Consider the following 22,806-nt stretch of genomic DNA (forward strand, 5'->3'; position numbering starts at 1 on the left):
TCACACCCTCCCCAGGGCAAAGCCCTTGGCGATGTAGTTGCGGACGAAGTAGATCACGAGCGCGCCGGGCACGATGGTCAGGATGCCCGCTGCGGCGAGCACGCCCCAGTCGATGCCCGATGCGCCCTGGGTGCGGGTCATGATCGCGGCGATGGGCTTTGCGTCGACCGTGGTCAGCGTGCGCGACAGCAGCAGTTCCACCCACGAGAACATGAAGCAGAAGAAGGCCGCGACGCCGATGCCGGAGGCAATGAGCGGCGTGAAAATCTTCACGAAGAAGGCGCCGAACGAGTAGCCGTCGATATAGGCGGTCTCGTCGATCTCCTTCGGGACGCCGCGCATGAAGCCTTCGAGGATCCAGACCGCCAGCGGCACGTTGAACAGGCAGTGCGCCAGCGCCACCGCGATATGGGTGTCGAAGAGGCCCACCGACGAATAGAGCTGGAAGAACGGCAGCGCGAAGACAGCCGGAGGCGCCATGCGGTTGGTGAGCAGCCAGAAGAACAGGTGCTTGTCGCCCATGAAGTGATAGCGCGAGAAGGCATAGGCCGCGGGCAGCGCCACCGCGAGGCTGATGACCGTGTTCATCACCACGTAGATCAGCGAGTTCACGTAGCCCATGTACCACGCCGGATCGGTGAGGATCGTGCGGTAGTTGTCGAGCGTCAGGTCCCGCGGCCAGAGCGTGAAGGAATTCAGGATCTCCGTGTTGGTCTTCAGGCTCATGTTCAGCAGCCAGTAGATCGGCAGCAGCAGGAACAGCAGGTAAAGCGTCATCACCACCGCGGAGCCGCTGGGCCGGAAGGGCTGGCGCGTCCTGGCCTTCGTGCGTTTTGCGGTCACGTCGCCCGGCAGGGACGCGGCACCGGGGGCGGAGGTCGTATCGGCCATCGGTCAGCCCTCCCTTTTGTCGAGGTTCGTCATCACGGTGTAGAACACCCAGGAGATCGCGAGGATCACGAGGAAGTACATCAGCGAGAAGGCTGCCGCCGGTCCGAGGTCGAACTGTCCCAGCGCCATCTTCACGAGGTCGATGGACAGGAGCGTTGTGGCGTTGCCGGGACCGCCGCCGGTGACGACGAAGGGCTCGGTGTAGATCATGAAGCTGTCCATGAAGCGCAGCAGGATCGCGATCATCAGGACGCCCATCATCTTGGGCAGTTCGATGAAGCGGAACACCTTCCAGCGCGAGGCCTGGTCGATCTTGGCCGCCTGGTAGTAGGCGTCGGGGATCGACTTCAGACCGGCATAGGCCAGGAGCGCCACGAGCGAGGTCCAGTGCCAGACGTCCATGACGATGATGGTGATCCAGGCCGCAACCGTGTCCTGCGTGTAGTTGTAGCTGATCCCGATGGCGTCCAGCGTGTAGCCCAGCAAGCCGATGTCGACGCGGCCGAATATCTGCCAGATGGTGCCGACCACGTTCCACGGGATGAGCAGCGGCAGGGACATGAGTACGAGGCACAGGCTCGACCAGAAGCCGCGCTTGGGCATGTTGAGCGCCACGAAGATGCCCAGCGGGATCTCGATCGCGAGGATGATGGCCGAGAACATGAGCTGGCGCCCCAGCGCGTTCCACATGCGCTCGGACGAGAGCATTTCCTCGAACCATTCGAGACCGGCCCAGAAGAACTGGTTGTTCCCGAAGGTATCCTGAACGGAGTAGTTGACCACCGTCATCAGCGGGATCACCGCCGAGAAGGCGACCAGCAGAAGGACGGGAAGGACAAGGAACCAGGCCTTCTGATTGACTGTCTTTTCCATCACGCGGCCTCCCCTGCCGGTGCGCTCCGCCCGAGGGGGGCGACACGCCAGTCGTTGGCGTAGACGTTGACGTGGTCCGGATCGAAGACGACGCGGTTCATGTCTGTGCTGACCTGCTCGTCCTCGCCGGCGATGATGTTGATGTCATGGCCGAAGACCTCGGCCCGGATGATCTTGTGACGGCCCACGTCCTCCACCCGGTTCACGGTGACCGGCAGCCCCTCCGTCTGGCTGAGGCGGACGTATTCGGGGCGGACACCGATCTCCACCCGCCCGTCGAGCGGCCCGTAGCCATGGGCGAGAGGGATGCTGGCGCCGTCGAGATGGGCGGTGGAGCCCTCGACCCGCGCCGGGACGACGTTCATGCCGGGCGAGCCGATGAAGTAGCCGACAAAGGTGTGCTCGGGCCGCTCGAAGAGTTCCTCGGGCGTGCCGATCTGCACCACGCGTCCGTCGTACATAACCACGACCTTGTCGGCGAAGGTCAGGGCCTCCGTCTGGTCGTGGGTGACGTAGATCATCGTGTGGCCGAAATCGTGGTGCAGCTTCTTGAGCTGTGTGCGGAGCTCCCACTTCATGTGCGGGTCGATGACGGTCAGCGGCTCATCGAAGAGCAGCGCGTTCACATCCTTGCGCACCATGCCCCGCCCGAGGCTGATCTTCTGCTTGGCATCCGCCGTCAGGCCGCGGGCCTTCTTCTTCAGCATGTCCTCCATGCCGATCATCCGGGCGATTTCCTGAACGCGCTCAGCGACATAGGATTCGTCGCGCCCCCTGTTGCGCAGCGGGAAGGCCAGGTTGTCCTGCACGGTCATCGTGTCGTAGACGACCGGGAACTGGAAGACCTGCGCGATGTTGCGCTCTGCCGTGGGCGCGTGTGTCACGTCCTGCCCGTCGAACAGGATGCGCCCCTGGCTGGGATGCAGCAGGCCCGAGATGATGTTGAGCAGCGTGGATTTCCCGCAGCCCGAGGCGCCGAGCAGCGCGTAGGCGGCGCCGTCGTCCCAGTCGTGGTTCAGTTCCTTCAGGGCAAAGTCGTCCTCGCCCGTCGGGTTCGGCAGGTAGGAGTGGGCGAGGTTGTCGAGCGTGATCTTGGCCATTGTCCCCTCCCTCAGGCTGCCAGCGCGTAGGCGGCGGGTGCTACGAGATTGCCGTCTTCGCCGAAGATGTAGATGTGGCGCGGGTCGAGCCAGACGCTCAGTTCCTCGCCAAGCGACAGGTGGTGAACGCCGTGGATCAGGCCGACCCAGCGCTCGCCGTGGTGGTCGAGGTGCACGAAGGTCTCCGATCCGGTCAGTTCGGTCACGCCGAGCGTCGCCTTGAACTCGATGGCTTCGGTGGCATGACGCATGATTTCGAGGTGGTTGGGCCGGAAACCCGCCGTGTATCGGCCATCGGCCAACGTCGCGATCTGGCCCGTGGCCGGTGCGGTCTGACCGTCGCCGAACGCGATCTGGTTGCCGGTCTTGGTGATCTGCAGGAAGTTCATCGGCGGATCGCTGAACACCCGCGCCGTCGTCGCGTCGACCGGCTGGCGATAGACCGAGGGGGTCGGGCCGAACTGCGTGATCCGCCCTTCCCAGAGCGTCGCGACGTGGCCGCCCAGCAGCAGCGCCTCTTCCGGTTCCGTCGTGGCGTAGACGAAGATGCTGCCCGATGCCTCGAAGATCTTCGGGATCTCGACGCGCAATTCCTCGCGCAGCTTGTAGTCGAGGTTGGCCAGCGGTTCGTCCAGCAGCACCAGCCCGGCGTTCTTGACCAGGGCCCGCGCCAGGGCGCAGCGCTGCTGCTGCCCGCCGGACAGTTCCAGCGGCTTGCGGTCGAGCATCGGGCCGAGCTTCATCATCTCGGCGGTCTCGCGCACGCGGCGGTCGATCTCGGCCTTGTCGGCCCCCATCAGCTTCATCGGGGACGCGATGTTGTCGTAGACGGTCATCGACGGGTAGTTGATGAACTGCTGGTAGACCATGGCGACCTTGCGGTCCTGCACGCGTTGCCCGGTCACGTCCTCGCCGTTCCAGAACACCTTGCCGGTGGCCGGCACATCGAGCCCGGCCATCAGCCGCATCAGAGACGTCTTGCCCGAAAGCGTCGGCCCCAGAAGGACGTTCATCGTGCCCTTTTCCAACGTCAGATCGGTGGGGTAGATGTGCGTCTGCCCCTCCACGATCTTGGACACGCCCTTCAGTTCCAGCGTCATCCGGTCCTCCTCGTCATTCGGCCGCCGCAGAGGCGCCGCGCCGGTTCTGCGTCATCCATGTGTTCAGTTCCTCGATCTGCACGCGATCCAGCCGGAGCCCCAGCTTGTTTCGGCGCCAGACCACGTCTTCGGCGGTGCGGGCAAATTCGCGGTCCATCAGCCAGTTCACTTCCGCCTCGGTCATCGTAGCGCCGAAGTCGCGGCCAAGGTCCGTGGCCGCCTTCGCGTCGCCGAGGACCTTTGCGGCTTCGGTGCCGTAGGCCCGGACAAGGCGCTTCGCCCAGAAGTCGGTCAGGAAGGGATATTTCGCCTTCAGCGCGCCGATCTGGTCCGCCACGCCCGTTACCGGGAAATCCCCGCCCGGCAGCGGAACGCCCGCCGTCCATGCGCCTTTTGTCACCGTCAGTTCCGCGCCGATCTTCTCGAGCGCGCTTTCAGCGAGGCGGCGATAGGTGGTGATCTTGCCGCCGAAGATGTTGAGCATCGGCGCGCCGGTGCTGGTGTCGACCTTCAGCGTGTAATCCCGCGTCGCCGCCGTGGCGCTGCTGGCCCCGTCGTCATAGAGCGGACGCACGCCGGAATAGGTCCAGACCACGTCGTCGTCCGTCAGGTCCTTGCGGAAGTAGTGGTTGGCGAAGTCGATCAGGTAGCGGCGTTCTTCCGGGGTGCATTCCGGCTTCACCGACGGATCTTCGTGCTCGGCATCGGTGGTGCCGATCAGGGTAAAGTCGGTCTCGTAGGGGATCGAGAAGATGATCCGCCCGTCCGTGCCCTGGAAGAAATAGCACTTGTCATGGTCGTAGAGACGCCTGGTGACGATGTGGCTGCCGCGCACGAGGCGGACGCCCTCGCGCGAATTCACCCGCACCTTGGTCTGGATGATGTCGCCAACCCAGGGCCCGCCCGCGTTCACCAGCATGCGGGCCTTGTGCGCCCGCGTCTCGCCCGTTTCGGCATTGACCGTCTCGATATGCCAGAGACCGTCCTCGCTGCGGGCCGACTGGACCTTGGTCCGGGTCAGGATCTCTGCGCCGCGCGCCGCCGCGTCGCGGGCGTTCAGCACGACCAGCCGGGAATCCTCGATCCAGCAGTCGGAGTATTCGTAGGCCTTCTCGAAACGGTCCTCCAGCGGCGCGCCCTCGGGGGCGGAGCGCAGGTCGACGGTCGAGGTGCCCGGCAGGATCTTACGGCCACCCAGATTGTCGTACATGAACAGGCCCAGCCGGATCAGCCACGCCGGGCGGCGGCCCTTCATCCACGGCATGAACAGGCTGAGCAGCTTCGATGTCGGCGTCTCCGACTCGAAGCGCATGTCCTTGTGGTAGGGCAGCACGAACCGCATCGGCCAGCTGATGTGCGGCATGGCGCTCAGCAGCACCTCGCGCTCGATCAGGGCTTCGCGGACCAGGCGGAACTCGAAGTACTCGAGGTAACGCAGACCGCCGTGGAACAGCTTGGTGGAAGACGAGGACGTGGCAGAGGCGAGATCGTTCATCTCCGCCAGGGTCACAGACAGGCCGCGGCCCGTGGCATCGCGTGCGATGCCGCATCCGTTGATGCCGCCACCGATGATGAAAAGATCGGTAACCGTATCGGCTGCGGTCTGCGTCACGCGATTCCTCCCCTAATGCGCGTATCTTCATCATTTATGTTCACAAAGCGCACACCATGCAAGCGTTTTCTTTCGCTTTTGTTCGTTTTGAAATTCTTTGACTGTCCAAGGACTTACCATCACGGCCCTGTCCGGCGCGCAGATGGACCGCTACAAAACGAAGGTTGAAGGTTGCGAAATTGCGCGTTTGAGGCGACGTTTCCGGAAGCGTCTGCCGATGGTCAGGCAGGCCGCGAAGTTGCCATTCGAAAGAAACGAACGTGTCCCAAACATTCCGCCATCCGGAGATTCTCGACATCGTCCGTCGCGACGGCAAGGTCACCGTGGACGGGCTGGCCGCGCATTTCGGCGTGACCCTGCAGACCATCCGCCGCGACCTGACCGACCTCGCCGAAGCCGGGCGGCTGGAACGGGTGCACGGCGGCGCGGTCCTGCCCTCGGGGACGACCAACATCGAATACGGCGAACGGCGGTCGCTCAACCGCGAGGCCAAGCGCGCCATCGCGCTGGCCTGCGCCGAACAGGTGCCCAACGCCATCTCGCTGTTTCTGAGCATCGGCACCTCGACCGAAGCCGTGGCGGAGGAATTGCTCCATCACGAGAACCTGATGGTCGTCACCAACAACATGAACGTGGCCAACATCCTTGCCGCAAACCCGCGGTGCGAGATCTTCCTGACCGGCGGCCAGTTGCGCCGCGCCGATGGTGGTCTGGTGGGCAACCTGGCGGCAGAGACCATCCGTCAGTTCAAGTTCGACCTGGCGGTGATCGGCTGTTCGGCGCTGGACCGCGACGGCGACCTCTTGGATTTCGACATTCAGGAGGTCAGCGTGAACCAGGCCATCCTGCGCCATTCGCGCAAGACGTTCCTCGTGGCGGACCAGACCAAGTTCGCCCGGACGGCCCCGGCGCGCATCGCCTCCCTGTCGGACGTGGATGCGTTCTTTACCGACAAGCCCCTGCCGCCAAGCCTTGCCGCGCAGTGCAAGACATGGGGCACACGCGTCGTCACGCCAAAGTGACGCGACGGGCTGCCCTGCCCCGCTGCCGGGCGTTCAACTCGTTCAGTTGGCGGATTTCGCGGCCAGCCCGATCACATCCTCGCGCTCGTCCGGAATGACGTGGCGCAGGCCGCTGAGCGTGGTCCGGTAGTGGTCGGCCAGGAGGTCGCAGGCCCGGTCCGGATCGTGCTCCAGCACCGCGTCCAGAAGCGCCTGATGTTCGGCGGCCGCACCTTCGCGCCGCGCGCGGCTGGGGTTGGAGTTCATCGACAGGTTCCGGTAGCGCACCGCCTGATCCATCATCGTCGAACAGAAGTTCAGCAGCCAGGACGACTCGCAGTGCGACAGCAGGAGCAGGTGGAACTCCTTGTGACGCTCCTCCCATTCCTCCGCCGCTTCGCGCCCGGCCTCCGCCGGAAGGCGGCGATGGGTGCGGGTCAGCCGGTGACAGCTGACGACCAGCGCCTCTTCCCAGGCCTCGTCGCCGTTGGCCATCGACTCCCGCAGGGCCAGCGTCTCCAGCCAGATCCGCGTCTTCACCAGTTCCTCGAGGTTGGCCATCGAGATCGCGGTGACGAAGAACCCCCGGTGGCTCTTGCGCTCCACCAGCCCCTCCGAGGACAGGCGGTTGAGCGCCTCGCGCAGCGGCACGGAGCCGATGCCGTAGCGCGACGACAGCACATCCACCTGGATCTTGTCGTTGGGGAAAAGTTCTCCGTTCAGGATATCGCGGCGGACCAGGTCATAGGCCTGTTCCGACAGGTTCCTGACGTCGTGTGCCTTTCCCTCCTGTGCGCTCATTCAGCCGATACCTCCGGGCTTGGACGACTTGTTCCAGAAGACGAAGTAGCGTTGCATCCAGACCACGGTGAAGTAGAGCGCGAGGCCGAGAAGGCTGAGATAGAGGATCAGCGCGAAGACCCGCGGCGTATCGAGCTGGCTGGCCGATTGCCGGATCAGCGCGCCGAAGCCCTTGCCGCCGCCCAGGAACTCGCCGGTGATCGCCCCCGCCATGACACCCACGGCCGCGATCTTGAGGCCGGTGAAGATGTAGGGAAGACCGGTCGGCAGCTTCAGCCGGATGAGGGTCTGTATGCGGCTTGCGCCCATGGACTTGAAGAGCATCCGTTCGTTGTCGGTTGCCGCATATAGGCCAGCGGCCGTCGCGACCACAATCGGAAATGTCGCGATGAAGGCGGCCAGCGCGACCTTCGAGGCGATGTCGAAACCGAGCCAGGCAATGAACAGCGGCGCGAAGGCGACCTTCGGCATGGTGTCGATGGCGACGAGGTAGGGCATCACCGCGCGCTCGCCGAACTTCGTCTCGCCGACAAGGACGCCCAGCGAAAACCCGATGCTCACCGCGATGGCAAAGCCGTAGAAGACGGTGCGCGTCGTGGTCCAGAGCGCCTCGAGCATGTAGCCGCCGCTCAGGAGGTTCTCGCCGACAAAGCCCAGGTCCGCGAGGGTTTCGGCAGGCGTCGGCAGGATAATGGCAGAGACCCAGCCCATGCGGGTAACGATGTCCCAGATGCCGACCACCAGAACAAAGAGGAAGGTCATCGCCACCCAGCGCGGGATGCGGTCGATGAAGGCTTCGCGTTCTTCCCAGACGGTGTCTTCCAGCTGGTAGGCGTTGGTGGTGTCGGTCATTCGTGGGCCTCCTTCCCGAGGAGTTCGCGGATATGGGCGACGATCTCGCCGAACCTCGGCGTGTTGATCATTTCGAGCGTCCGGGGGCGCGGCAGGTCGATGCGCACGTCCTCCATCACGCGTCCGGGCCGCGCCGCCATGACGAGGATGCGGTCCGACAGGATCACCGCCTCGTCGAGCGAGTGCGTGACAAGGAACGCGGTCGCGCCCCTTTCCTGGCAGATGCGCTGCAGCTCCATGTTCATGAAGTCCCGAGTGAGTTCGTCCAGCGCGGAGAACGGCTCGTCGAGCAGGAGCATCGCCGGATCGGCCACCAGCATCCGGCAGATCGAGGCGCGCTGCGCCATGCCGCCGGACAATTCGCCGGGATAGACATCCGCGAAGTCGCCGAGGCCCACCAGTTCGAGCAGGTCCATGGCGCGGGCGCGGGCGGCTTTTGCGGCGCCCCTGCCCTCGCGGATCTCGATCGGCAGCACGATGTTCTCGATCGTGGTCTTCCAAGGCAGCAGGGTCGCCTGCTGGAACATCATGCCGATGTCGGGCCGGGGCCCGAGCACGGGCCGCCCGTCGAGAACGACGCGGCCCGTGGTAGGGGGCACGAGCCCCGCCATGATCTTGAGGAGTGTCGACTTCCCGCAACCGGACGAGCCGATCACGGAAACGAACTCCCCCTTGTGAATCTGAAGAAACACATCGGAGAGTGCCGTCACGCTGTTGCTGGCATACGTCTTCGACAACCGTTCGATCTGATAGACCGGCTGGGTCTGGTGAACGGTAAGGTCCGGTCGGATCGGGCGAGGCTCGGCCATTGGCATCAGGAGTTCCAGACCGGCACGAACTCGTTGGTGTAGACCGCCGACAGGTCCTCCAGCGGCTCGGACAGGGCGCCCGAGGCGACGGCGGAATCGTGGATCGCCTGCCAGTGCTCCGGCGGCTGGTAGCCGTAGCCCTTGTCGATGAAGGCGTCCGTGGGTGTCATCCGGTCCACCACGCCGTCGAACAGCGAGGAAGCGTATTCCTGCTCGGCCTCCTGCGGGTTGCCCGCGGCGCAGTGCGCAAGGCAGGTTTCCTTGTTGGCCGGGTCCGAGGCGAAGACGGTGCCGCGCACCAGTGCCCGACCGAAGGCCGGTGCCAGTTCCGGCATTTCCGCCATCTGGCTTTCGAGCATGGCGATGCCGTTGCCGAAGAAACCCAGGTATTCCTCAGGGGTGATCTCGCGCAGGTTCAGGCCGCGCGCCGCGAGGATGGCCGCATCCGACACCGCGCCCGCGTAGGAGTTGACCTCGTCCCGCAGGAACGCCACCGCAGCCGTGCCGCCGTCACCGACCGGCAGGTAGGTGAAGTCCTCGCCCGGCGTCATGCCCAGATCGGCCATGATGGCGCTGGTGAAGGAGACCTCCGCCCCGTCCGCCGTGCCGACACCGATCACCGTGCCCTTCAGGTCCTCGGGCGTCTGGAAGGTGCTGTCTTCCTTGACCAGAAGGCCGAAGACCGACTTCGGATAGAGGTTGTACAGGAACTTCACGTCGACGCCGCGGGACCGCGCACCGAGCGTCGGCCCCGGTCCGGGGGCGCCGACATGCGCCTGACCGGCGGTCATCGCCTGCAGCACGGCGGACGATCCGTCGATGGCCTCGAGCGTCGGGGTAAAGCCTTCCTCCTCGAAGTAGCCCTCCCCCACGGCGACCCAGTAGGGCAGCCAGGTCAGCGCCGACGGGTTCGGCACGGCAAAGGTGATCGCGGTCTGCGCCCGGACGATGGCGGGGGTGCCAAGGGCCGCGACGGTCGCACTGCCAAGCGCAAGCTGGCCGAATCCGCGGCGGGTGATGTGACGTCTTTTGGTCATCAGTTTTCTCCTCCCAGTCGGCTGTTCTCCGCATCGATGGATTCGCGCGGACCAGCCAGATTTGAGGTTATATGATTCTATCCCCATCTCAAAATATTATAAAAAACGTCTCGAATGCCGGTTTATTATCTTGAACTGGAGCGGCATCCGCTGAATCCTGAGACAAGCGCGAGTCGCCGGCCGCCTTTCGCGGCGTCGGCAGCGCAGGGTACGAGGAGGACGTCCATGACCACTTTCGCCGTTTCGCCCCCAGAGGAGGCGTATCTCGACATCACCGGGTCGGAAGAGAAATTCCCGGTGCGCCGCATCTACTGCATCGGCAAGAACTACGTGGCGCATATCATCGAGATGAACGCCGACGAGCGGGACCCGCCGGTGATCTTCATGAAGCCGCGGGATGCGATCGTCCGGAACGGCGGGGAAATCCCCTACCCGGTGTTCACCACCAACTTCCATTACGAGACCGAGCTGGTCGTGGCGCTGAAATCCGGCGGCTACAACATCGCGGAGAAGGACGCCTCGGGCCACATCTTCGGCTATGCCGTGGGCCTCGACATGACCCGCCGCGACCACCAGGCCGAGGCGCTGGCCAAGGGCCTGCCGTGGGAAGTCACCAAGGCCTTCGACAAGTCCGCGCCAGTGGGTCCGGTCACCCGCGTGGAGGACACCGGCGTCATGACCTCCGGCCACGTGAAACTGAAGGTGAACGGCGAGACGCGTCAGGATGCCGACATCTCCCTGCTGATCTGGAAGATCGACGAGATCATCTCGAAGCTCTCCGAGCAGCATGAGCTGAAAGCGGGCGACATCATCATGACGGGCACGCCCGCAGGTGTCGGCGCCGTGGTGTCCGGCGACGTGCTGGAATGCTCGGTCGACGGGCTGGAGCCGATGAAGGTGACGATCGGCGGCCCCGCCGCCTGAACCGAAACCGGAAAGGAGACTGTCATGGCGAAAATCGCGATCATCGGAACCGGGCGCATGGGCACGGCCTTCGCCAGACGGCTTCTCGAAACCGGCAACGACGTCGTGGTCTGGAACCGGACCGCGGAAAACACGGCGGCCGCTTCCGATGCCGGGGCGGAAGTGGCCGAAACGCTGGACGCGCTCAAGGGCAGCGACGCGATCCTGCTGTCACTGACCGACGCGGATGCAGTCGGCGCAGTTGCCGAGCAGCTTTGCGCGGGCGGCCTGTCGGGCCACCTGGTCATCGACACCTCCACCCTGCTGCCGGACGACACCCGGCGCATCGCCGAAACCTTCACCGCCGCCGGTGCGGACTACGTGGACTGCCCGGTCGGCGGCACCGTGGGACCGGCGTTGAAGGGCCAGCTTCTGGGCATGGCGGGCGGTACGGAGGCGGGCTTTGCCAAGGCGAAACCGATCATGGAGCAGCTCTGCAAGCGGGTGGAGCATCTCGGCCCCGCAGGCTCCGGCGCGCACATGAAGCTGGCGGTAAACCTGCCCCTCGCGATGTATTGGAAGACACTGGCCGAGGCGCTGACCCTGCTGGAGGACAGCGGCATCCCGAACGACGTCGCCATCTCGATGATCGCGGACAGTTCCGCAGGGCCGGCCGTCCTGAAGAACCGCGCGCAGGTGGTTGTCGACACGCTGAACGGCACGGACCAGCCGGGCACCTTCGACCTGAACGGGTTGATGAAGGACCTCGGGCTGGCGCTTCAACACGCCGCGCTCAAGGACAGGCCAATGCCCTTGTCGGAGGCCACGCGCGCGGGCTACGAGAAGGCAATTGCGGCGGGCCTCGGCGGCTGCGACGGCGCGAGCCTGACGAAATTCCTTCTGGACCGGTGACTTGGACATACTAGCCAACCAAACAGTACTGATAGAGATTGCGGCGGCGCTCGTTCTGGCGGGCGCCGCCATAGGTTTCCTGGCCGGTCTCTTCGGCGTCGGCGGCGGGGCGATCTCCGTCCCCGTCTTCTACGAGATCTTCGGCGTGCTCGGGTATCCGCCCGAGGTCGCTATGCCCGTCGCCGTTGGCACCTCGCTGGCCGTCATCATCCCCACCTCCATCGTCTCGGCCCGAGCTCACAACGCGAAGGGCACCCTCGACATGGCGATCCTGAAGACATGGGCGGTGCCGGTCCTGATCGGCGTGATGCTCGGCTCCTTCATCGCGCGCTATGCCGCACCGGAGGTCTTCCAGGCCGTCTTCGTGATCATCGCCACCGTCAACGCGGTGAAGCTTTTGCGCAAGGGCAAGAGCTGGCAACTGCGCGACACGCTGCCCGGGCCATTGGTCATGCGGCTGGGCGGTGGCGGCATCGGCCTCGTCTCGGCGATCATGGGGATCGGCGGCGGTGCGGTGTCGAACCTGTTCCTCACGCTGCACGGCGTGCCGATCCATCGCGCGGTCTCGACCTCTGCGGGCGTGGGCGTGCTGATCGCCATTCCGGGGACCATCGGCTACATCCTTGCGGGGATGGGCAAGGAGGGCCTGCCGCCCGCATCGCTGGGCTTCGTCTCGCTCGCCGCCTTCGCGCTCACCATTCCGACATCGCTGCTGACCACCCGTTTCGGCGTTGCCATGGCCCACCGGATGGAGCGGCGCTCGCTCGAACTGGCCTTCGGCACTTTCCTTGCGCTGGTCGCGTTGCGCTTCCTCTACGCGCTGTTTGCCTGACCGCTGCGGGTCACGGCGTCCGCGCCGTGACCTCTTCGACGCAAGCGCTGATCTCGCGCATCATGACCTTGGACACGGTGGTGCAGATCCGTGGCAGGGTGCGTTTCACGCTGAGCGCGAGGCTGATCGACTGGCTGCGGACCTGCGCGTCGGAGATCGGTATGGCCACCATCCTTCCGCTCGTCAGTTCCGCCGCCGCGTCCAGTTGCGACGTCAGCGCGAGGTGCGTGCCTGCTCCCACGAGCTGTTTCAGCAGTTGCAGCGAATTGGTGACCACCGGCGGCTGCGCGTCGGCGAAGAGCCAGGTATGGCGCGCCTCCAGCATCCGGCGGATGGCGAGCGCGCGGCTTTGCACCACCAGCGGATAGGCCCGCACCTCCTTGATCTGGATCGACGCGCGTGACGCCGCCGGATGATCCGGCGCGCAGACACAGACCAGCGGCAGGTCGGCCGACCACAGGATGTGCAGGTCCCGCGTCGGACGCAGGTTGAACCCAAGCACAAGGTCCGCCAACCCGTCGACTACGGCCGCCACCGCATCGTCGGGGGTCATGATCTCCACCTCGACCTGCACCCTTGGAAACTCCTCGGCGATGGCGGCCAGGATGCGCGGCAAAGGCCCGTTGGCGAGGCTGTCCATCGTCGCCAGCCGGACAAGCCCTAGGTCGATCCCCTGCATCTGCTTCACGTCCGACAGGATGGCGTTCTCATCCGCCCGCCAGCGCCGCGACAGGACGATGAACATCTCGCCCGCCGCCGTCGTCTCCATCCCCGTGCTCTGGCGGTCGAAAAGCTGCAGGTCCAGCCGGTCCTCCAACAGCTTGATCTGCCGGTCGATGGCCGACGCGGAAATGCCGAGCGCCCGCGACGCCGCCTGGATCGAGCCGTTCTCTGCCACCGCTTCGACGTAGCGCAGGACGCGGGGCACGAGGTGCAGGGACATTGTCACGCCTATCCTAATTTTTCGAATGGAGTGTGGCTTTTTATATTATGGAAAGCAACGCCGCGAATCTTCTAACGTCGGTGTCAGGAAACAACGGACATCTTCATGACACCCGCTCTCAACACGCTGAACACGGTTCGGCGCGAACAGGCACTTGCGGCCATTGCGCCCCTTGTCGAACGCTCGCCCTGGGTGGCCGAGGCCGCCGTCGACCTGCGCCCCTTCGCCTCTGACGAGGCGCTTGCCGAGGCGCTGGTGGAGGTCATCCTGACCGCCTCTCCGGAGCAGCAGCTGGCGCTGTTCAACGTGCATCCCGAACTGTCGGGCACCGAGGCTACCGAGGGCCGCATGACCGCCGAAAGCACCTCTGAACAAGGGCGGCTTGGCCTGATCGGATTGCCCGGCTACGAGGCCCGGCGCCTCGAGGCGCTGAACGCCGCCTACCGCGCGTGCTTCGGACATCCGTTCATCATCGCGCTGCACCGGGTGCCGGACCGCGCGACGCTTTTCACGATCTTCGAACGGCGCCTGAAGGCGACCCACCTCGAGGAACATACCACCACGCTGGCCGAGATCGCTTCGGTGATCCGGTCGCGCTGCCGCAATGCCTTCGGCGCGGCGGACCAGACGACCCGGAACGATCCCTCAACCTCCCTCCCGGAAACAGAAACGCAGGAGAACTCCCAATGAAACGCCAGATCTTCGCCCTTGCCACCTCCGTCCTCGCCCTTGCCGCCGCGGCGCAGGCCGACACCATCCGCGTCGCGGGCAACTTTGCCACCGATCACTCTTCCTCCGTCGCGATGGAGACCTTCGCCGAGAAGCTGGCCGAGCTGTCGGGCGGCGAGTTCGACGTGAACCTCTTCCCCGCCCGTCAGCTGGGCGGCGCGGCCGAGAACGTGCAGGCGGTGAAGCTGGGCGCGGTCGAGATCATCTGGGTCGGCACCGCCTACCTGACCCGCACCGTGCCCGAGCTGGAAATCGTCGGCCTGCCCTTCCAGTTCGAGACCCGCGAAGACGCCTTTGCCGTGGTCGACGGCCCTGTGGGCGACGCGCTGGACGAGAAGCTGGCCGCGCAGGACATCATGTCGCTCGGCTACATGGAGCTCGGCTTCCGCCAGCTCACGAACTCCGTCCGCCCGATCGAGACGCTGGAGGACATCGCCGGGCTGAAGATCCGCCTTCAGCCGAACGAGACGCACCTTGCCACCTTCCGCGCGCTGGGGGCGAACCCGCTGGCGATGGACGTGAACGAGCTTTACTCCGCGCTCGAGCAGAAGGTGATCGACGGACAGGAAAACCCGTTCTCCATCATCCAGGTCGCCGGTTACCCGGAAGTGCAGGAATACGTCTCCAACACCGGGCACTTCTTCGACTTCATCTCGGTCGTGGCCAACAAGAAATGGTTCGACGGCCTCTCCGAGGAAAAGCAGGGCTGGGTGACCGAGGCGATGGACGCCGCCGTGGCCGAGCAGCGCGTGCTGGCCGCCGAGCAGGACGGGGCCGCGCTCGACAAGATCGTCGAGATGGGCATGACCTACACCGAGGTTTCCCCGGAACTGGCGGCCGCCCTGCGCGAAACCGTGGCAGGCGTCGCCGCCGAGACGAAGGCCCGCCTCGACCCGGAACTGGTGGAACTGCTGGACGCCCAGACCTCCGGCGTCTCGAACTGACACCGATGAAGACGATCGTTCCCTCGATCCTTGCGCGCGCCGACAGTGGCGCGCGCCTTGTCGCGATCCTCGCGGCAGCCATCATGGTCTGCGTGGTCACCGCACAGGTGGTCATGCGCTACGGCTTCAACGCCTCCTTCGACTGGGCGGACGAGGTGTCGCGCCTCGCCTTCGTCACCACCATTTTCCTCGCCATCCCGCTTGGCATCCGCGACGGCACGCATGTGGGCGTGGACCTGATGGTCGACCGCCTGCCCTTGCTGCCCCGGCGTCTTGTCCGCCGTTTCACCAGCGCGCTTGGCGGGGCGATGCTGTTGATCGTCACCTGGGCCACCTTCGACGTTGCCGCCGCCACCTGGACCGAGCGGATGGGCGCCATCGACATCACCTCCTCCGTCTTCTTCTTTCCCGTCATCGCGGGCGCGCTGCATTCGGCGCTGCACCTGCTGCACATGGCGGTCGACCCGGACACCCCCCTGCCATGAGCCTCGCCGTCATCGCCTGTTTCTTCGTCCTGGGGTTCCTCGGGATGCCGCTCGCCTTCTCGCTGGGCTGTGCCGCGCTGTTCGGCCTGTGGCTGGCGGGGTTCGATCCGTCGATCATGCCGAGCCGCATGATGAACGCGGTCAACTCCTTCCCGCTGATGTCCATCCCGCTTTTCATGATCGCCGGAGAGCTGATGCTGAAGGGCGGGATCATGGACCGGCTGGTGGACTTCGCCAACGCCTTCATCGGGCGGATGCGCGGCGGGCTGGCGCAGGTGTCGATCATCGCGGGCGCAGGGCTGGCCTCTGTCTCGGGCGCGGCGGTGGCGGATGCCTCCGCTCTGTCGTCGACCCTGGTGCCCTCGCTCAAGAAGCAATACGGCCTTGGCTTTTCTTCGGGCGTGGTCGCGGCTGCCGCGAACCTCGGCCCGATCATCCCGCCGTCTGGCGCGATGATCGTCTATGCCTTCATGGCGGGGTCCACAGTCTCGGTCGGCGGGCTGTTCATGGCAGGGGTCGTGCCCGGCCTCATCCTGTTCCTGACGCTGATGGCGCTTTGCTGGTTCATCTCGTGGAAGCGGGGCTACCCGCTTGTGGGCGACGGTTTCACCTTCCGCAACGCCCTGCGCCAGACGCGCCGCTCGCTCATCGTCTTCATGATGCCCGTGGTCGTCATCGGCGGCATCGTCGCGGGCGCCTTCACACCGACCGAGGGCGCGGCCATCGGCGTGTGCTACGCGCTGGTCATCGGCTTCTTCGTCACCGGCAAGCTGAAGGTCTCGGACCTGCCGGGCGTGCTGCTGACCGCCGCCAAGACCACGGCCATGGTCGGCGCGATGATCGCCTTCGCCTCCACCGTGACCTTCCTTTTCACCATCGACCTGCTGCCCATCAAGCTGGCCGGCGCGATCAAGGGGCTGACCGACAGCCCGATGGTCTTCCTGCTGCTTGTCGCGCTGATGATGCTGGTGGTGGGCATGTTCCTTGAATCGAACGCCGCCAACATCATGCTGGTGCCCCTGTTCCACCCCATCGCCCTGCAGTTCGGCATCGACCCGCTGCACTTCGGCTTTCTGTTCGTGCTGAACCTCGTGATCGGGATGCTGACGCCGCCGGTGGGCGTGATCCTCTTCGTGGTCTGTGGCATCACCGGCGTGAAGATGACGGAACTGGTACGCGAAAGCTGGCCCTTCATCGCTGCGATGTACGGGGTGCTGTTCCTCTGCATGATCTTCCCGGGGGTGGTGACGGCCCTACCGCGCGCCATGGGCTACTAGGGCCCCGGTCAGTCCCCGCGGAAGAAGCGCGTCAACGCCGGGTCCAGTCCGGTCATCGCGATCCCGGAAGGCCGGGCAAGACCACCGGCGGAGGCCTTCGGCAGACCCAGCCGGTGGATCATCTCGGCCATGCAGACCGCCGCGCCCACCGGCGAGACGACGGGCACCGGCACCTCCGGCTGGATACGGGCGGCCATCCCCTCCATCGAGCCTGCGCCAAGCACGATGACATCGGCGCGGTCCTCTTCCACCGCGGCCAGCGACAGGGCAATGGCCGCCGCATCGCCGCGCGGCTGATCCTCGGTCAGTTCCGTCCCGGTCAGGCCGATGTCGCGGATCGAGACGACGCGGTCCGACAGCCCGGTGGCGGCCACCGTCTCCTCCGTCATCCGCCGTGCGGGTGCGCCGATGGACAGGATCGAGAGCGCCTGCCCCAAGAGCGACGCCGCCGCCAGCCCTGCCTCGCCCGTGGCGATCAGCGGCACGGGGCACATTTCCTTCGCAGCCGCCGTGACCGCGGGCACGATGAAGGCCCCGACGATCACCACGTCATGGCCGTCGTAGTGCCGGGCCAGCGCCGACAGGAGCGCGTGACCGGCCACTGCCGCCTCCCCCCGGGTGGCGATATAAGCCGATCCGAAGGGGGCCGAGCACACGTCGATCACCGTATCTGGCGCGGCGATGCGCCGGGCCTCAGCCGCCATGACCCCGGCCATGGCCTCCGACGTGTTGGGGTTGGCAAAGAGGATGCGCATGAATCACCCGACCGCCAGCGCCGGGTCCGCCAGGACCGCGTCGTAGATCTCGGACGGGGTGGCACACCAGACGCCGTCCGTCCCCGCCACCTCGGCCAGCGCCTGGGCCACGGGCCGCAGCCGCCACGGCTGGCCGGATATGAAGCTGTGCAGCACGACGCTCATCACAACCGGGTGCTTCGATGCCAGCAGTTCCGCCGCCTCGTCCCGGATCATGGCGGCAAAGCTGCGCGCGTCCGCCTGGCGGCCGATCATGGTGGTGCTGTCGTTCAGCTCGGCGGCATAGGGGATGCTCAGGAGGCGCCCCGACCCGGCCCTCAGCCACACCGGCTGGTCGTCCAGCCGCAGGTCCAGCAGGTAGCGGTAGCCTGCGCTCTGAAGGCTGGCCAGCGAGGTCGGCGTATGCGCCAGCCAAGGCGAGGACCAGCCGCCGGGCGCGGCCCCCTCTTCCGCGGCGATCCGCGAAAGGACATCCGCGACATAGCCCGCCTCAGCGCCTTCGGGCAGCGCCGCCAGGCTGTCGGAGTTGGAGCGCCCGTGCCCCACGATCTCGGCCCCCACGGCGCGGGCGGCGGTCAGGACCTCGGGCGCCTCGTCATAGACATCGGTGTTCAGCAGGACAGCCGGGCGGATGCCCGCGGCGGCCAGCCGGTCGAACAGGCGGAACGCCCCTGCCCGGTTGCCGTAGTCCCGCCAGGCGGCGTTCACTAGGTCCGGCGCAGCGCCACGCGGCAGGATATCCTCCGTCATGCCATCGTCGGGCCGGTAGCTCTCGACCCCCACCGCCACCCAGAGCGCAACCTGCGCGCCGTTGGGCCATGTGCCTTCGGGGCGCGCAGGAAGCGCGGAATAGGACCACGACAGGGTCATGCCAGCCCCCTTGTCAGCTTGCGGGTCATGCCGACATCGCGCAGAGCCGCGTGGTCGTGCATCGCGCGATAGACCGGCAGCAGCTCAGACACTTCATCCGCAGCACGGCGCAGGATCGGAGCCATCCCGCCGAAGACCTCGCGCGCCTCGGCCAGCAACGCAGCCTCGTCCACCGACGTGACGCGCCCGCCTTCCGCCACAACGCGGCCGGCCACCATGGTCAGCCGGACCGAACTGCCGTTTTCCACATGGACAAGCTGGCGGACGAGGTCGTTCATCGGCAGGAAGGCCAGCGACGACAGGTCGACGAGGATCAGGTCCGCCGGTGCGCCCGCGTCCAGCGTCCCAAGGCCGGGACGTCGCATCACCTCACCACCGCCGACCGTCGCCGCGTGCAGCACATCGCGCGCCGTGGGCCAGCGGCCCGGATCGTCACCGGACAGGGTGTGGATCATCCCGGCGGTCTTCATCACCGACCACATGTTCACCGCGTCATCGGCGATGGCTTCGTCCACGCCGAGCGAAACGGAAATCCCGCGGTCCAGCATCTCGCGCAGGGGCATCACGCCGGAGCCGAGCCGCAGGTTGCTGATCGGGTTGTGTGCCACCTTCGCCTCCGCCGCCGCGATCAGGTCGAGGTCTTCGCCGTCGACCCAGATCGCATGGATCACCTGCATCCGGTCGGACAGGAGGCCCAGATCATGCGTGTAACGCACAAGGGACCGTCCGCCGAACTTTTCCTGGCCGAGGACGCGCTGCAGCTTTGTCTCCAGCATGTGGGCAAAGACCGGCAGATCGTGCTGGCGGCTCAAAGCGTCGAGTGCGGCGAAATAGTCCGGGCTGACACGCTGCGGCGCCGAGCAGGAGACCGCAGCACCGATCCGCCCCTCCTCCACGCCATGCCAACGCCCGATCAGGTGGTCGTAAAGCGCCAGCAGGTCCTGCGCGCCCAGCTTCGGACGGCGCGCCAGTTGCGGACGCAGGTGCGCGGGTGCCAGTTCGTCGAGGAAGGGCAGCTTTTCCAGCTCCGACAGTTCGGGCTCGTCCAGGGCCAGCGTCGCGCGGATGCCACTGTCGGCATAGGCCTGCGCCACGGCATCGATGATTTCGGGCGTGGGTTCGGGGACGAAGAAGCAGTCGTCCATCACCGCCGTCGTCCCGCCGCGCAGCATCTCGATACAGCCGAGCATAGTCCGCAAATATGCCTGCCGGGGCGTCGGGCGCAGGGTTTCCAGCGCGGGGCTTTCGTAGAGCATGAAGAGTTCGAGCGGCAGGCAGGGCAGACGCCCCTTCATGTGGTTCACGGACGAATGGAAATGCGCGTTGATCAGACCGGGCATCAGCAGGTCGCCCTTGCCGTCGATGACCGTCGCGCCGGGCGGCACAGTCAAGGCGTCGCCGGAACCGACGATCCGGCCATCGGTCACCAGAAGGGCCGTCGCCGCGGTCATCCCGTCGTCGCTCTCGCGGTCGAGCAAGTGCACGTTCCGGAACAGCGTGCTGGTCATGACGGGACGTCTCCGGCGATCAGCCGGGTCAGGGCCGGGGAAAGGCCTATGGTTTCGGCAATGGGCGTCGGGCGAGTGGGCAACGCTGGGCCCTTTGCGACACGCGCGACGCTGAGCGCGACCGCCGCCGCCCCGTCGCTGACCGGAATGGCGGCGCGCGGGGCGAGGCGCGCAGCCATGCCGACGATGGCCGCGCCAAGGATGACCGCCGCAGCGGCCCCGGCCTCTGCCAGCCTTTCCACGGCCGCCAACACCGCGTCGTCCCGCGCCTCGGAGTTCAGGTACTCCGCCCGGGTGGCGAACTCGATCACCTCCCATGCGACAGGCGCGTATCCGTAGCCGTCGAGAAGGCGCTGGTAGAGCGGCAGGCTCGACGCGCCGAAGATCACCACGCCGACCGGCGCTTCCCCTGCTGCAGCCAGCGCCGCCTCCGTCAGTCCTGTGACCGGCACCGGCAGCAGCTCAGACAGGGCCCGCAGGGCCGTGTCGAAGGAAATGGCGAGGATCACCCCGTCGAACCCCTCCGCATGTCGGGCGGCCAGTTCCAGCGCGGCATGGGCGGCGATCAGATTTTCTGCCTCCGTCGTCACGATGCGCGCGCCAAAGCCGCCTGTGACGCCCTCGACGGAGACGCCGGACGGCGCGATGCGCAGGGCTTCGGCCACGAAGGCCTCGGTCACCTCGGCCGAGGTGTTCGGGTTCAACGCCAGCAGCCGCATCACAACAGCCCCGGAAAGATCGCGATCAGTGCCACGACCGCGAGGATACAGGCAAGGAACGGCAGCACGCCGAGGATGACCGTGCCGACCTGCCCCCGTCCGCGCACGCTTTGCGTGACGTAGAGGTTCATGCCCACGGGCGGCGTGATCAGTGCCAGTTCGCACATCATCACGAGGAAGATGCCGAACCACACACTGTCATAGCCAAGGTGTGTGACCACCGGCAGGACGATCGGTATCGTCGCGATCATCATCGCCAGCGCGTCGAGGAAGCAGCCGAGGATCAGGTAGAGCACCACCAGCAGCATCAGCATCGTGACCGGGCCGACCTCCAGCCCCGAGACGAAGGCCGAGACCTGCGCAGGGACGCCCAGCACCCCAAGGATAAAGTTCAGGTAGAAGGCCGCCACGAGGATCAGCAGCGTCATCGCGGTGGTCGTCACGGTCGACAGCATCGCCTCGCGCAGAATCGGCCAGGTGAGGGAGCGGTAGGCGCCGGTCAGGACCAGCGCGCCCACGACGCCCACGCCCGCGGCCTCGGTCGGGGTGGCGAAGCCGAGGTAGATCGACCCCATGACCAGCACGAAGATCGCCAGCGGCGGCAGGAGGTCGCCCAGCCGCTTGCGGCGCTCGGGCCAGGGGGCCATGCGCTCGGGCCGTCCGGCGACGGCTGGGTTCAGCAGGCTCGCCACGATGATCACGCCCATGAAGGCCAGCGCCAGCACGATGCCCGGCAGGATGCCGGCAAGGAACAGCGCCCCGATGGAGGTGTTGGTGATCGCGCCGTAGATGATCAGGTTGATCGACGGCGGGATGAGAATGCCCAGCGTCGCACCCGAAGCCACGCTGCCGGCCACCCAGGCCTCGGAGTAATTCTGCCGGCGGAAGGTCGGGAAGGCCACCGTTCCGATGGTCGCCGCCGTGGCCACGGAAGAGCCGGAGATCGCGGCAAAGACCGTCGAGGCGGCGATGTTGGTGTGCAAGAGGCCCCCGGGCAGGGGCCGCGTCCAGTCGGCCAGCGCGCGGTACATGCGCTCGGTCACGCCGCCCCGGACAAGGATCTCTCCCATCAGCACGAACAGCGGAATGGCGACCAGCAGGAAATTGTTCAGCGTGCCCCACATCATCGTCCCGAAGGGCCGCAGCATCGCGTCCCCGAAGAACAGCCACGCGCCGGTCAGCGCCACGATGAACAGAGCCGTCGCAATGTGCTGTCCGATGAACAGCAGGAACAGCAGCAGGCCGAAGCCGATGGCCGCGCCTTCAATTCCGAGCATCGTCGCTCTCCCCGGTGTGGTCGATGTAGTGGCCGACTTCCTCGTCGACGGTGGGCGGGCCGTAGCGTGCCTCGACGGCGCGGGGATCGGTCCGCAGCAGCCAGAGCCCATGCGCCGTGGTCAGGCAGGCGACCAGCGCGAAGATCGCCGTCCCCGCCACCCAGATCGCCTGCGGCACCCAGAGCGGCGTCTGCAACGGCGTGTTCGTGACCGCGCCGAAACGCATCGTCTCAGACAGCTCGCCCCAGGCGTGCCACGTCATGAACAGGCCAAGCGCCGCGATGGTGGCCTGCGCCAGCACATGCAGCGCGGCGCGCAGGCCAGGCGGGAACATCCGCAGGAAGATGTCGATCTTCGGATGCCCCCGGTTCAGCAGCGTCAGGGACAGGCCGAGCGAACCGACGAAGGCCAGCACATAGCCGCCCAGTTCGTCCGTGCCCTGGATCGAGACGCCGAAGACGTCCCGCCCGATGATGTCGATGAAGATCAGCACCGCGAGGACGAGGACCGACGCACCCGCGACAAGCGCGAGTGCGAAGGCCAGTCCCCGGGCAAGGCCCAGCGTCCGGATCATGA

At 66.2% G+C, this 22,806-nt stretch carries 23 protein-coding genes and 1 pseudogene; 8 read left to right on the forward strand and 16 right to left on the reverse strand.

From position 1 onward, the window contains the following. Genes QNI11_RS16640 through glpD form a run of 5 tightly spaced genes read right to left on the reverse strand, consistent with a single transcriptional unit; the run spans position 1 to position 5,576 of the window. Positions 1 to 891: a carbohydrate ABC transporter permease gene (locus tag QNI11_RS16640; RefSeq protein WP_198521734.1), complete on the reverse strand. Its 891-nt coding sequence runs from the start codon at positions 889 to 891 to the stop codon at positions 1 to 3. 3 nt (positions 892 to 894) lie between these two features. Then, positions 895 to 1,764: a carbohydrate ABC transporter permease gene (locus tag QNI11_RS16645; protein WP_283980975.1), complete on the reverse strand. Its 870-nt coding sequence runs from the start codon at positions 1,762 to 1,764 to the stop codon at positions 895 to 897. Beyond that, a complete protein-coding gene (locus tag QNI11_RS16650; protein ID WP_283980976.1) occupies positions 1,764 to 2,864 on the reverse strand; it encodes an ABC transporter ATP-binding protein in 1,101 nt (366 codons plus the stop codon). The genes QNI11_RS16645 and QNI11_RS16650 overlap by 1 nt, the downstream gene beginning before the upstream one ends. Positions 2,865 to 2,875: 11 nt before the next feature. Beyond that, entirely contained in the window at positions 2,876 to 3,964 is a 1,089-nt protein-coding gene (locus QNI11_RS16655) for an ABC transporter ATP-binding protein (RefSeq protein ID WP_283980977.1), read from the reverse strand. 13 nt (positions 3,965 to 3,977) lie between these two features. After that, entirely contained in the window at positions 3,978 to 5,576 is a 1,599-nt protein-coding gene (gene glpD, locus QNI11_RS16660; RefSeq protein ID WP_283980978.1) for a glycerol-3-phosphate dehydrogenase, read from the reverse strand. A gap of 260 nt (positions 5,577 to 5,836) precedes the next feature. On the opposite strand from glpD, the gene QNI11_RS16665 reads away from it, so the two are divergent. After that, the gene (locus QNI11_RS16665) at positions 5,837 to 6,598 is read left to right on the forward strand and encodes a DeoR/GlpR family DNA-binding transcription regulator (protein WP_100929523.1); all 762 of its coding nucleotides are present in this window, start codon (positions 5,837 to 5,839) and stop codon (positions 6,596 to 6,598) included. 42 nt (positions 6,599 to 6,640) lie between these two features. Here the strand turns inward: QNI11_RS16665 and QNI11_RS16670 are convergent, their stop codons facing one another. The 4 genes from QNI11_RS16670 to QNI11_RS16685 are packed head-to-tail and all read right to left on the reverse strand — an operon-like array spanning position 6,641 to position 10,076. Continuing rightward, the gene (locus tag QNI11_RS16670; protein WP_283980979.1) at positions 6,641 to 7,378 is read right to left on the reverse strand and encodes a GntR family transcriptional regulator; all 738 of its coding nucleotides are present in this window, start codon (positions 7,376 to 7,378) and stop codon (positions 6,641 to 6,643) included. Continuing rightward, the gene (locus QNI11_RS16675; protein ID WP_100929521.1) at positions 7,379 to 8,230 is read right to left on the reverse strand and encodes an ABC transporter permease; all 852 of its coding nucleotides are present in this window, start codon (positions 8,228 to 8,230) and stop codon (positions 7,379 to 7,381) included. Then, positions 8,227 to 9,045, reverse strand: a complete 819-nt coding sequence (locus QNI11_RS16680) for an ABC transporter ATP-binding protein (RefSeq protein ID WP_100929520.1) — start codon at positions 9,043 to 9,045, stop codon at positions 8,227 to 8,229. Before QNI11_RS16680 ends, QNI11_RS16675 begins: the two co-directional genes overlap by 4 nt. After that, complete coding sequence (locus QNI11_RS16685) at positions 9,045 to 10,076, reverse strand: ABC transporter substrate-binding protein (RefSeq protein ID WP_100929519.1); 1,032 nt, start codon at positions 10,074 to 10,076, stop codon at positions 9,045 to 9,047. Before QNI11_RS16685 ends, QNI11_RS16680 begins: the two co-directional genes overlap by 1 nt. Positions 10,077 to 10,301: 225 nt before the next feature. On the opposite strand from QNI11_RS16685, the gene QNI11_RS16690 reads away from it, so the two are divergent. The 3 genes and pseudogenes from QNI11_RS16690 (at position 10,302) to QNI11_RS16705 (ending at position 12,723) form a co-directional block, all read left to right on the forward strand. Then, entirely contained in the window at positions 10,302 to 11,000 is a 699-nt protein-coding gene (locus QNI11_RS16690; protein ID WP_283980981.1) for a fumarylacetoacetate hydrolase family protein, read from the forward strand. Positions 11,001 to 11,021: 21 nt separating this feature from the next. Next, positions 11,022 to 11,891: pseudogene (locus QNI11_RS27740) on the forward strand (NAD(P)-dependent oxidoreductase); the annotation flags it as partial. Between the two features lies 1 nt (position 11,892). After that, positions 11,893 to 12,723, forward strand: coding sequence for a sulfite exporter TauE/SafE family protein (locus QNI11_RS16705; RefSeq protein WP_100929516.1), 831 nt, complete (start codon positions 11,893 to 11,895; stop codon positions 12,721 to 12,723). Between the two features lie 10 nt (positions 12,724 to 12,733). Here QNI11_RS16705 and QNI11_RS16710 read toward each other — a convergent pair whose 3' ends face one another. Further along, positions 12,734 to 13,666: a LysR family transcriptional regulator gene (locus QNI11_RS16710; RefSeq protein ID WP_283980987.1), complete on the reverse strand. Its 933-nt coding sequence runs from the start codon at positions 13,664 to 13,666 to the stop codon at positions 12,734 to 12,736. Between the two features lie 105 nt (positions 13,667 to 13,771). Between QNI11_RS16710 and uraD the strand changes: the two genes are divergently transcribed. Genes uraD through QNI11_RS16730 form a run of 4 tightly spaced genes read left to right on the forward strand, consistent with a single transcriptional unit; the run spans position 13,772 to position 17,101 of the window. Next, the gene (gene uraD, locus QNI11_RS16715) at positions 13,772 to 14,356 is read left to right on the forward strand and encodes a 2-oxo-4-hydroxy-4-carboxy-5-ureidoimidazoline decarboxylase (RefSeq protein WP_283980988.1); all 585 of its coding nucleotides are present in this window, start codon (positions 13,772 to 13,774) and stop codon (positions 14,354 to 14,356) included. After that, positions 14,353 to 15,339, forward strand: coding sequence for a TRAP transporter substrate-binding protein (locus QNI11_RS16720; RefSeq protein ID WP_283980989.1), 987 nt, complete (start codon positions 14,353 to 14,355; stop codon positions 15,337 to 15,339). The genes uraD and QNI11_RS16720 overlap by 4 nt, the downstream gene beginning before the upstream one ends. 5 nt (positions 15,340 to 15,344) lie before the next feature. Beyond that, positions 15,345 to 15,824: a TRAP transporter small permease gene (locus QNI11_RS16725; protein ID WP_283980990.1), complete on the forward strand. Its 480-nt coding sequence runs from the start codon at positions 15,345 to 15,347 to the stop codon at positions 15,822 to 15,824. Next, entirely contained in the window at positions 15,821 to 17,101 is a 1,281-nt protein-coding gene (locus tag QNI11_RS16730; RefSeq protein ID WP_283980991.1) for a TRAP transporter large permease, read from the forward strand. The genes QNI11_RS16725 and QNI11_RS16730 overlap by 4 nt, the downstream gene beginning before the upstream one ends. An 8-nt stretch (positions 17,102 to 17,109) precedes the next feature. Here QNI11_RS16730 and QNI11_RS16735 read toward each other — a convergent pair whose 3' ends face one another. Genes QNI11_RS16735 through QNI11_RS16760 form a run of 6 tightly spaced genes read right to left on the reverse strand, consistent with a single transcriptional unit; the run spans position 17,110 to position 22,804 of the window. Beyond that, entirely contained in the window at positions 17,110 to 17,856 is a 747-nt protein-coding gene (locus tag QNI11_RS16735) for an aspartate/glutamate racemase family protein (RefSeq protein ID WP_283980992.1), read from the reverse strand. A gap of 3 nt (positions 17,857 to 17,859) precedes the next feature. Next, entirely contained in the window at positions 17,860 to 18,726 is an 867-nt protein-coding gene (locus QNI11_RS16740) for a polysaccharide deacetylase family protein (protein WP_283980993.1), read from the reverse strand. Beyond that, positions 18,723 to 20,234: an amidohydrolase family protein gene (locus tag QNI11_RS16745; protein WP_283980994.1), complete on the reverse strand. Its 1,512-nt coding sequence runs from the start codon at positions 20,232 to 20,234 to the stop codon at positions 18,723 to 18,725. The genes QNI11_RS16740 and QNI11_RS16745 overlap by 4 nt, the downstream gene beginning before the upstream one ends. Next, positions 20,231 to 20,953, reverse strand: coding sequence for an aspartate/glutamate racemase family protein (locus QNI11_RS16750; RefSeq protein ID WP_283980995.1), 723 nt, complete (start codon positions 20,951 to 20,953; stop codon positions 20,231 to 20,233). The genes QNI11_RS16745 and QNI11_RS16750 overlap by 4 nt, the downstream gene beginning before the upstream one ends. After that, positions 20,953 to 22,230, reverse strand: a complete 1,278-nt coding sequence (locus QNI11_RS16755) for a TRAP transporter large permease (protein ID WP_283980996.1) — start codon at positions 22,228 to 22,230, stop codon at positions 20,953 to 20,955. The genes QNI11_RS16750 and QNI11_RS16755 overlap by 1 nt, the downstream gene beginning before the upstream one ends. Next, on the reverse strand, positions 22,217 to 22,804 hold the full coding sequence (locus QNI11_RS16760) for a TRAP transporter small permease (RefSeq protein WP_100929505.1): 588 nt from the start codon (positions 22,802 to 22,804) through the stop codon (positions 22,217 to 22,219). Before QNI11_RS16760 ends, QNI11_RS16755 begins: the two co-directional genes overlap by 14 nt. Positions 22,805 to 22,806 lie beyond the last annotated feature (2 nt).

Source organism: Sagittula sp. MA-2 (assembly GCF_030126985.1).
Classification (GTDB): domain Bacteria; phylum Pseudomonadota; class Alphaproteobacteria; order Rhodobacterales; family Rhodobacteraceae; genus Sagittula.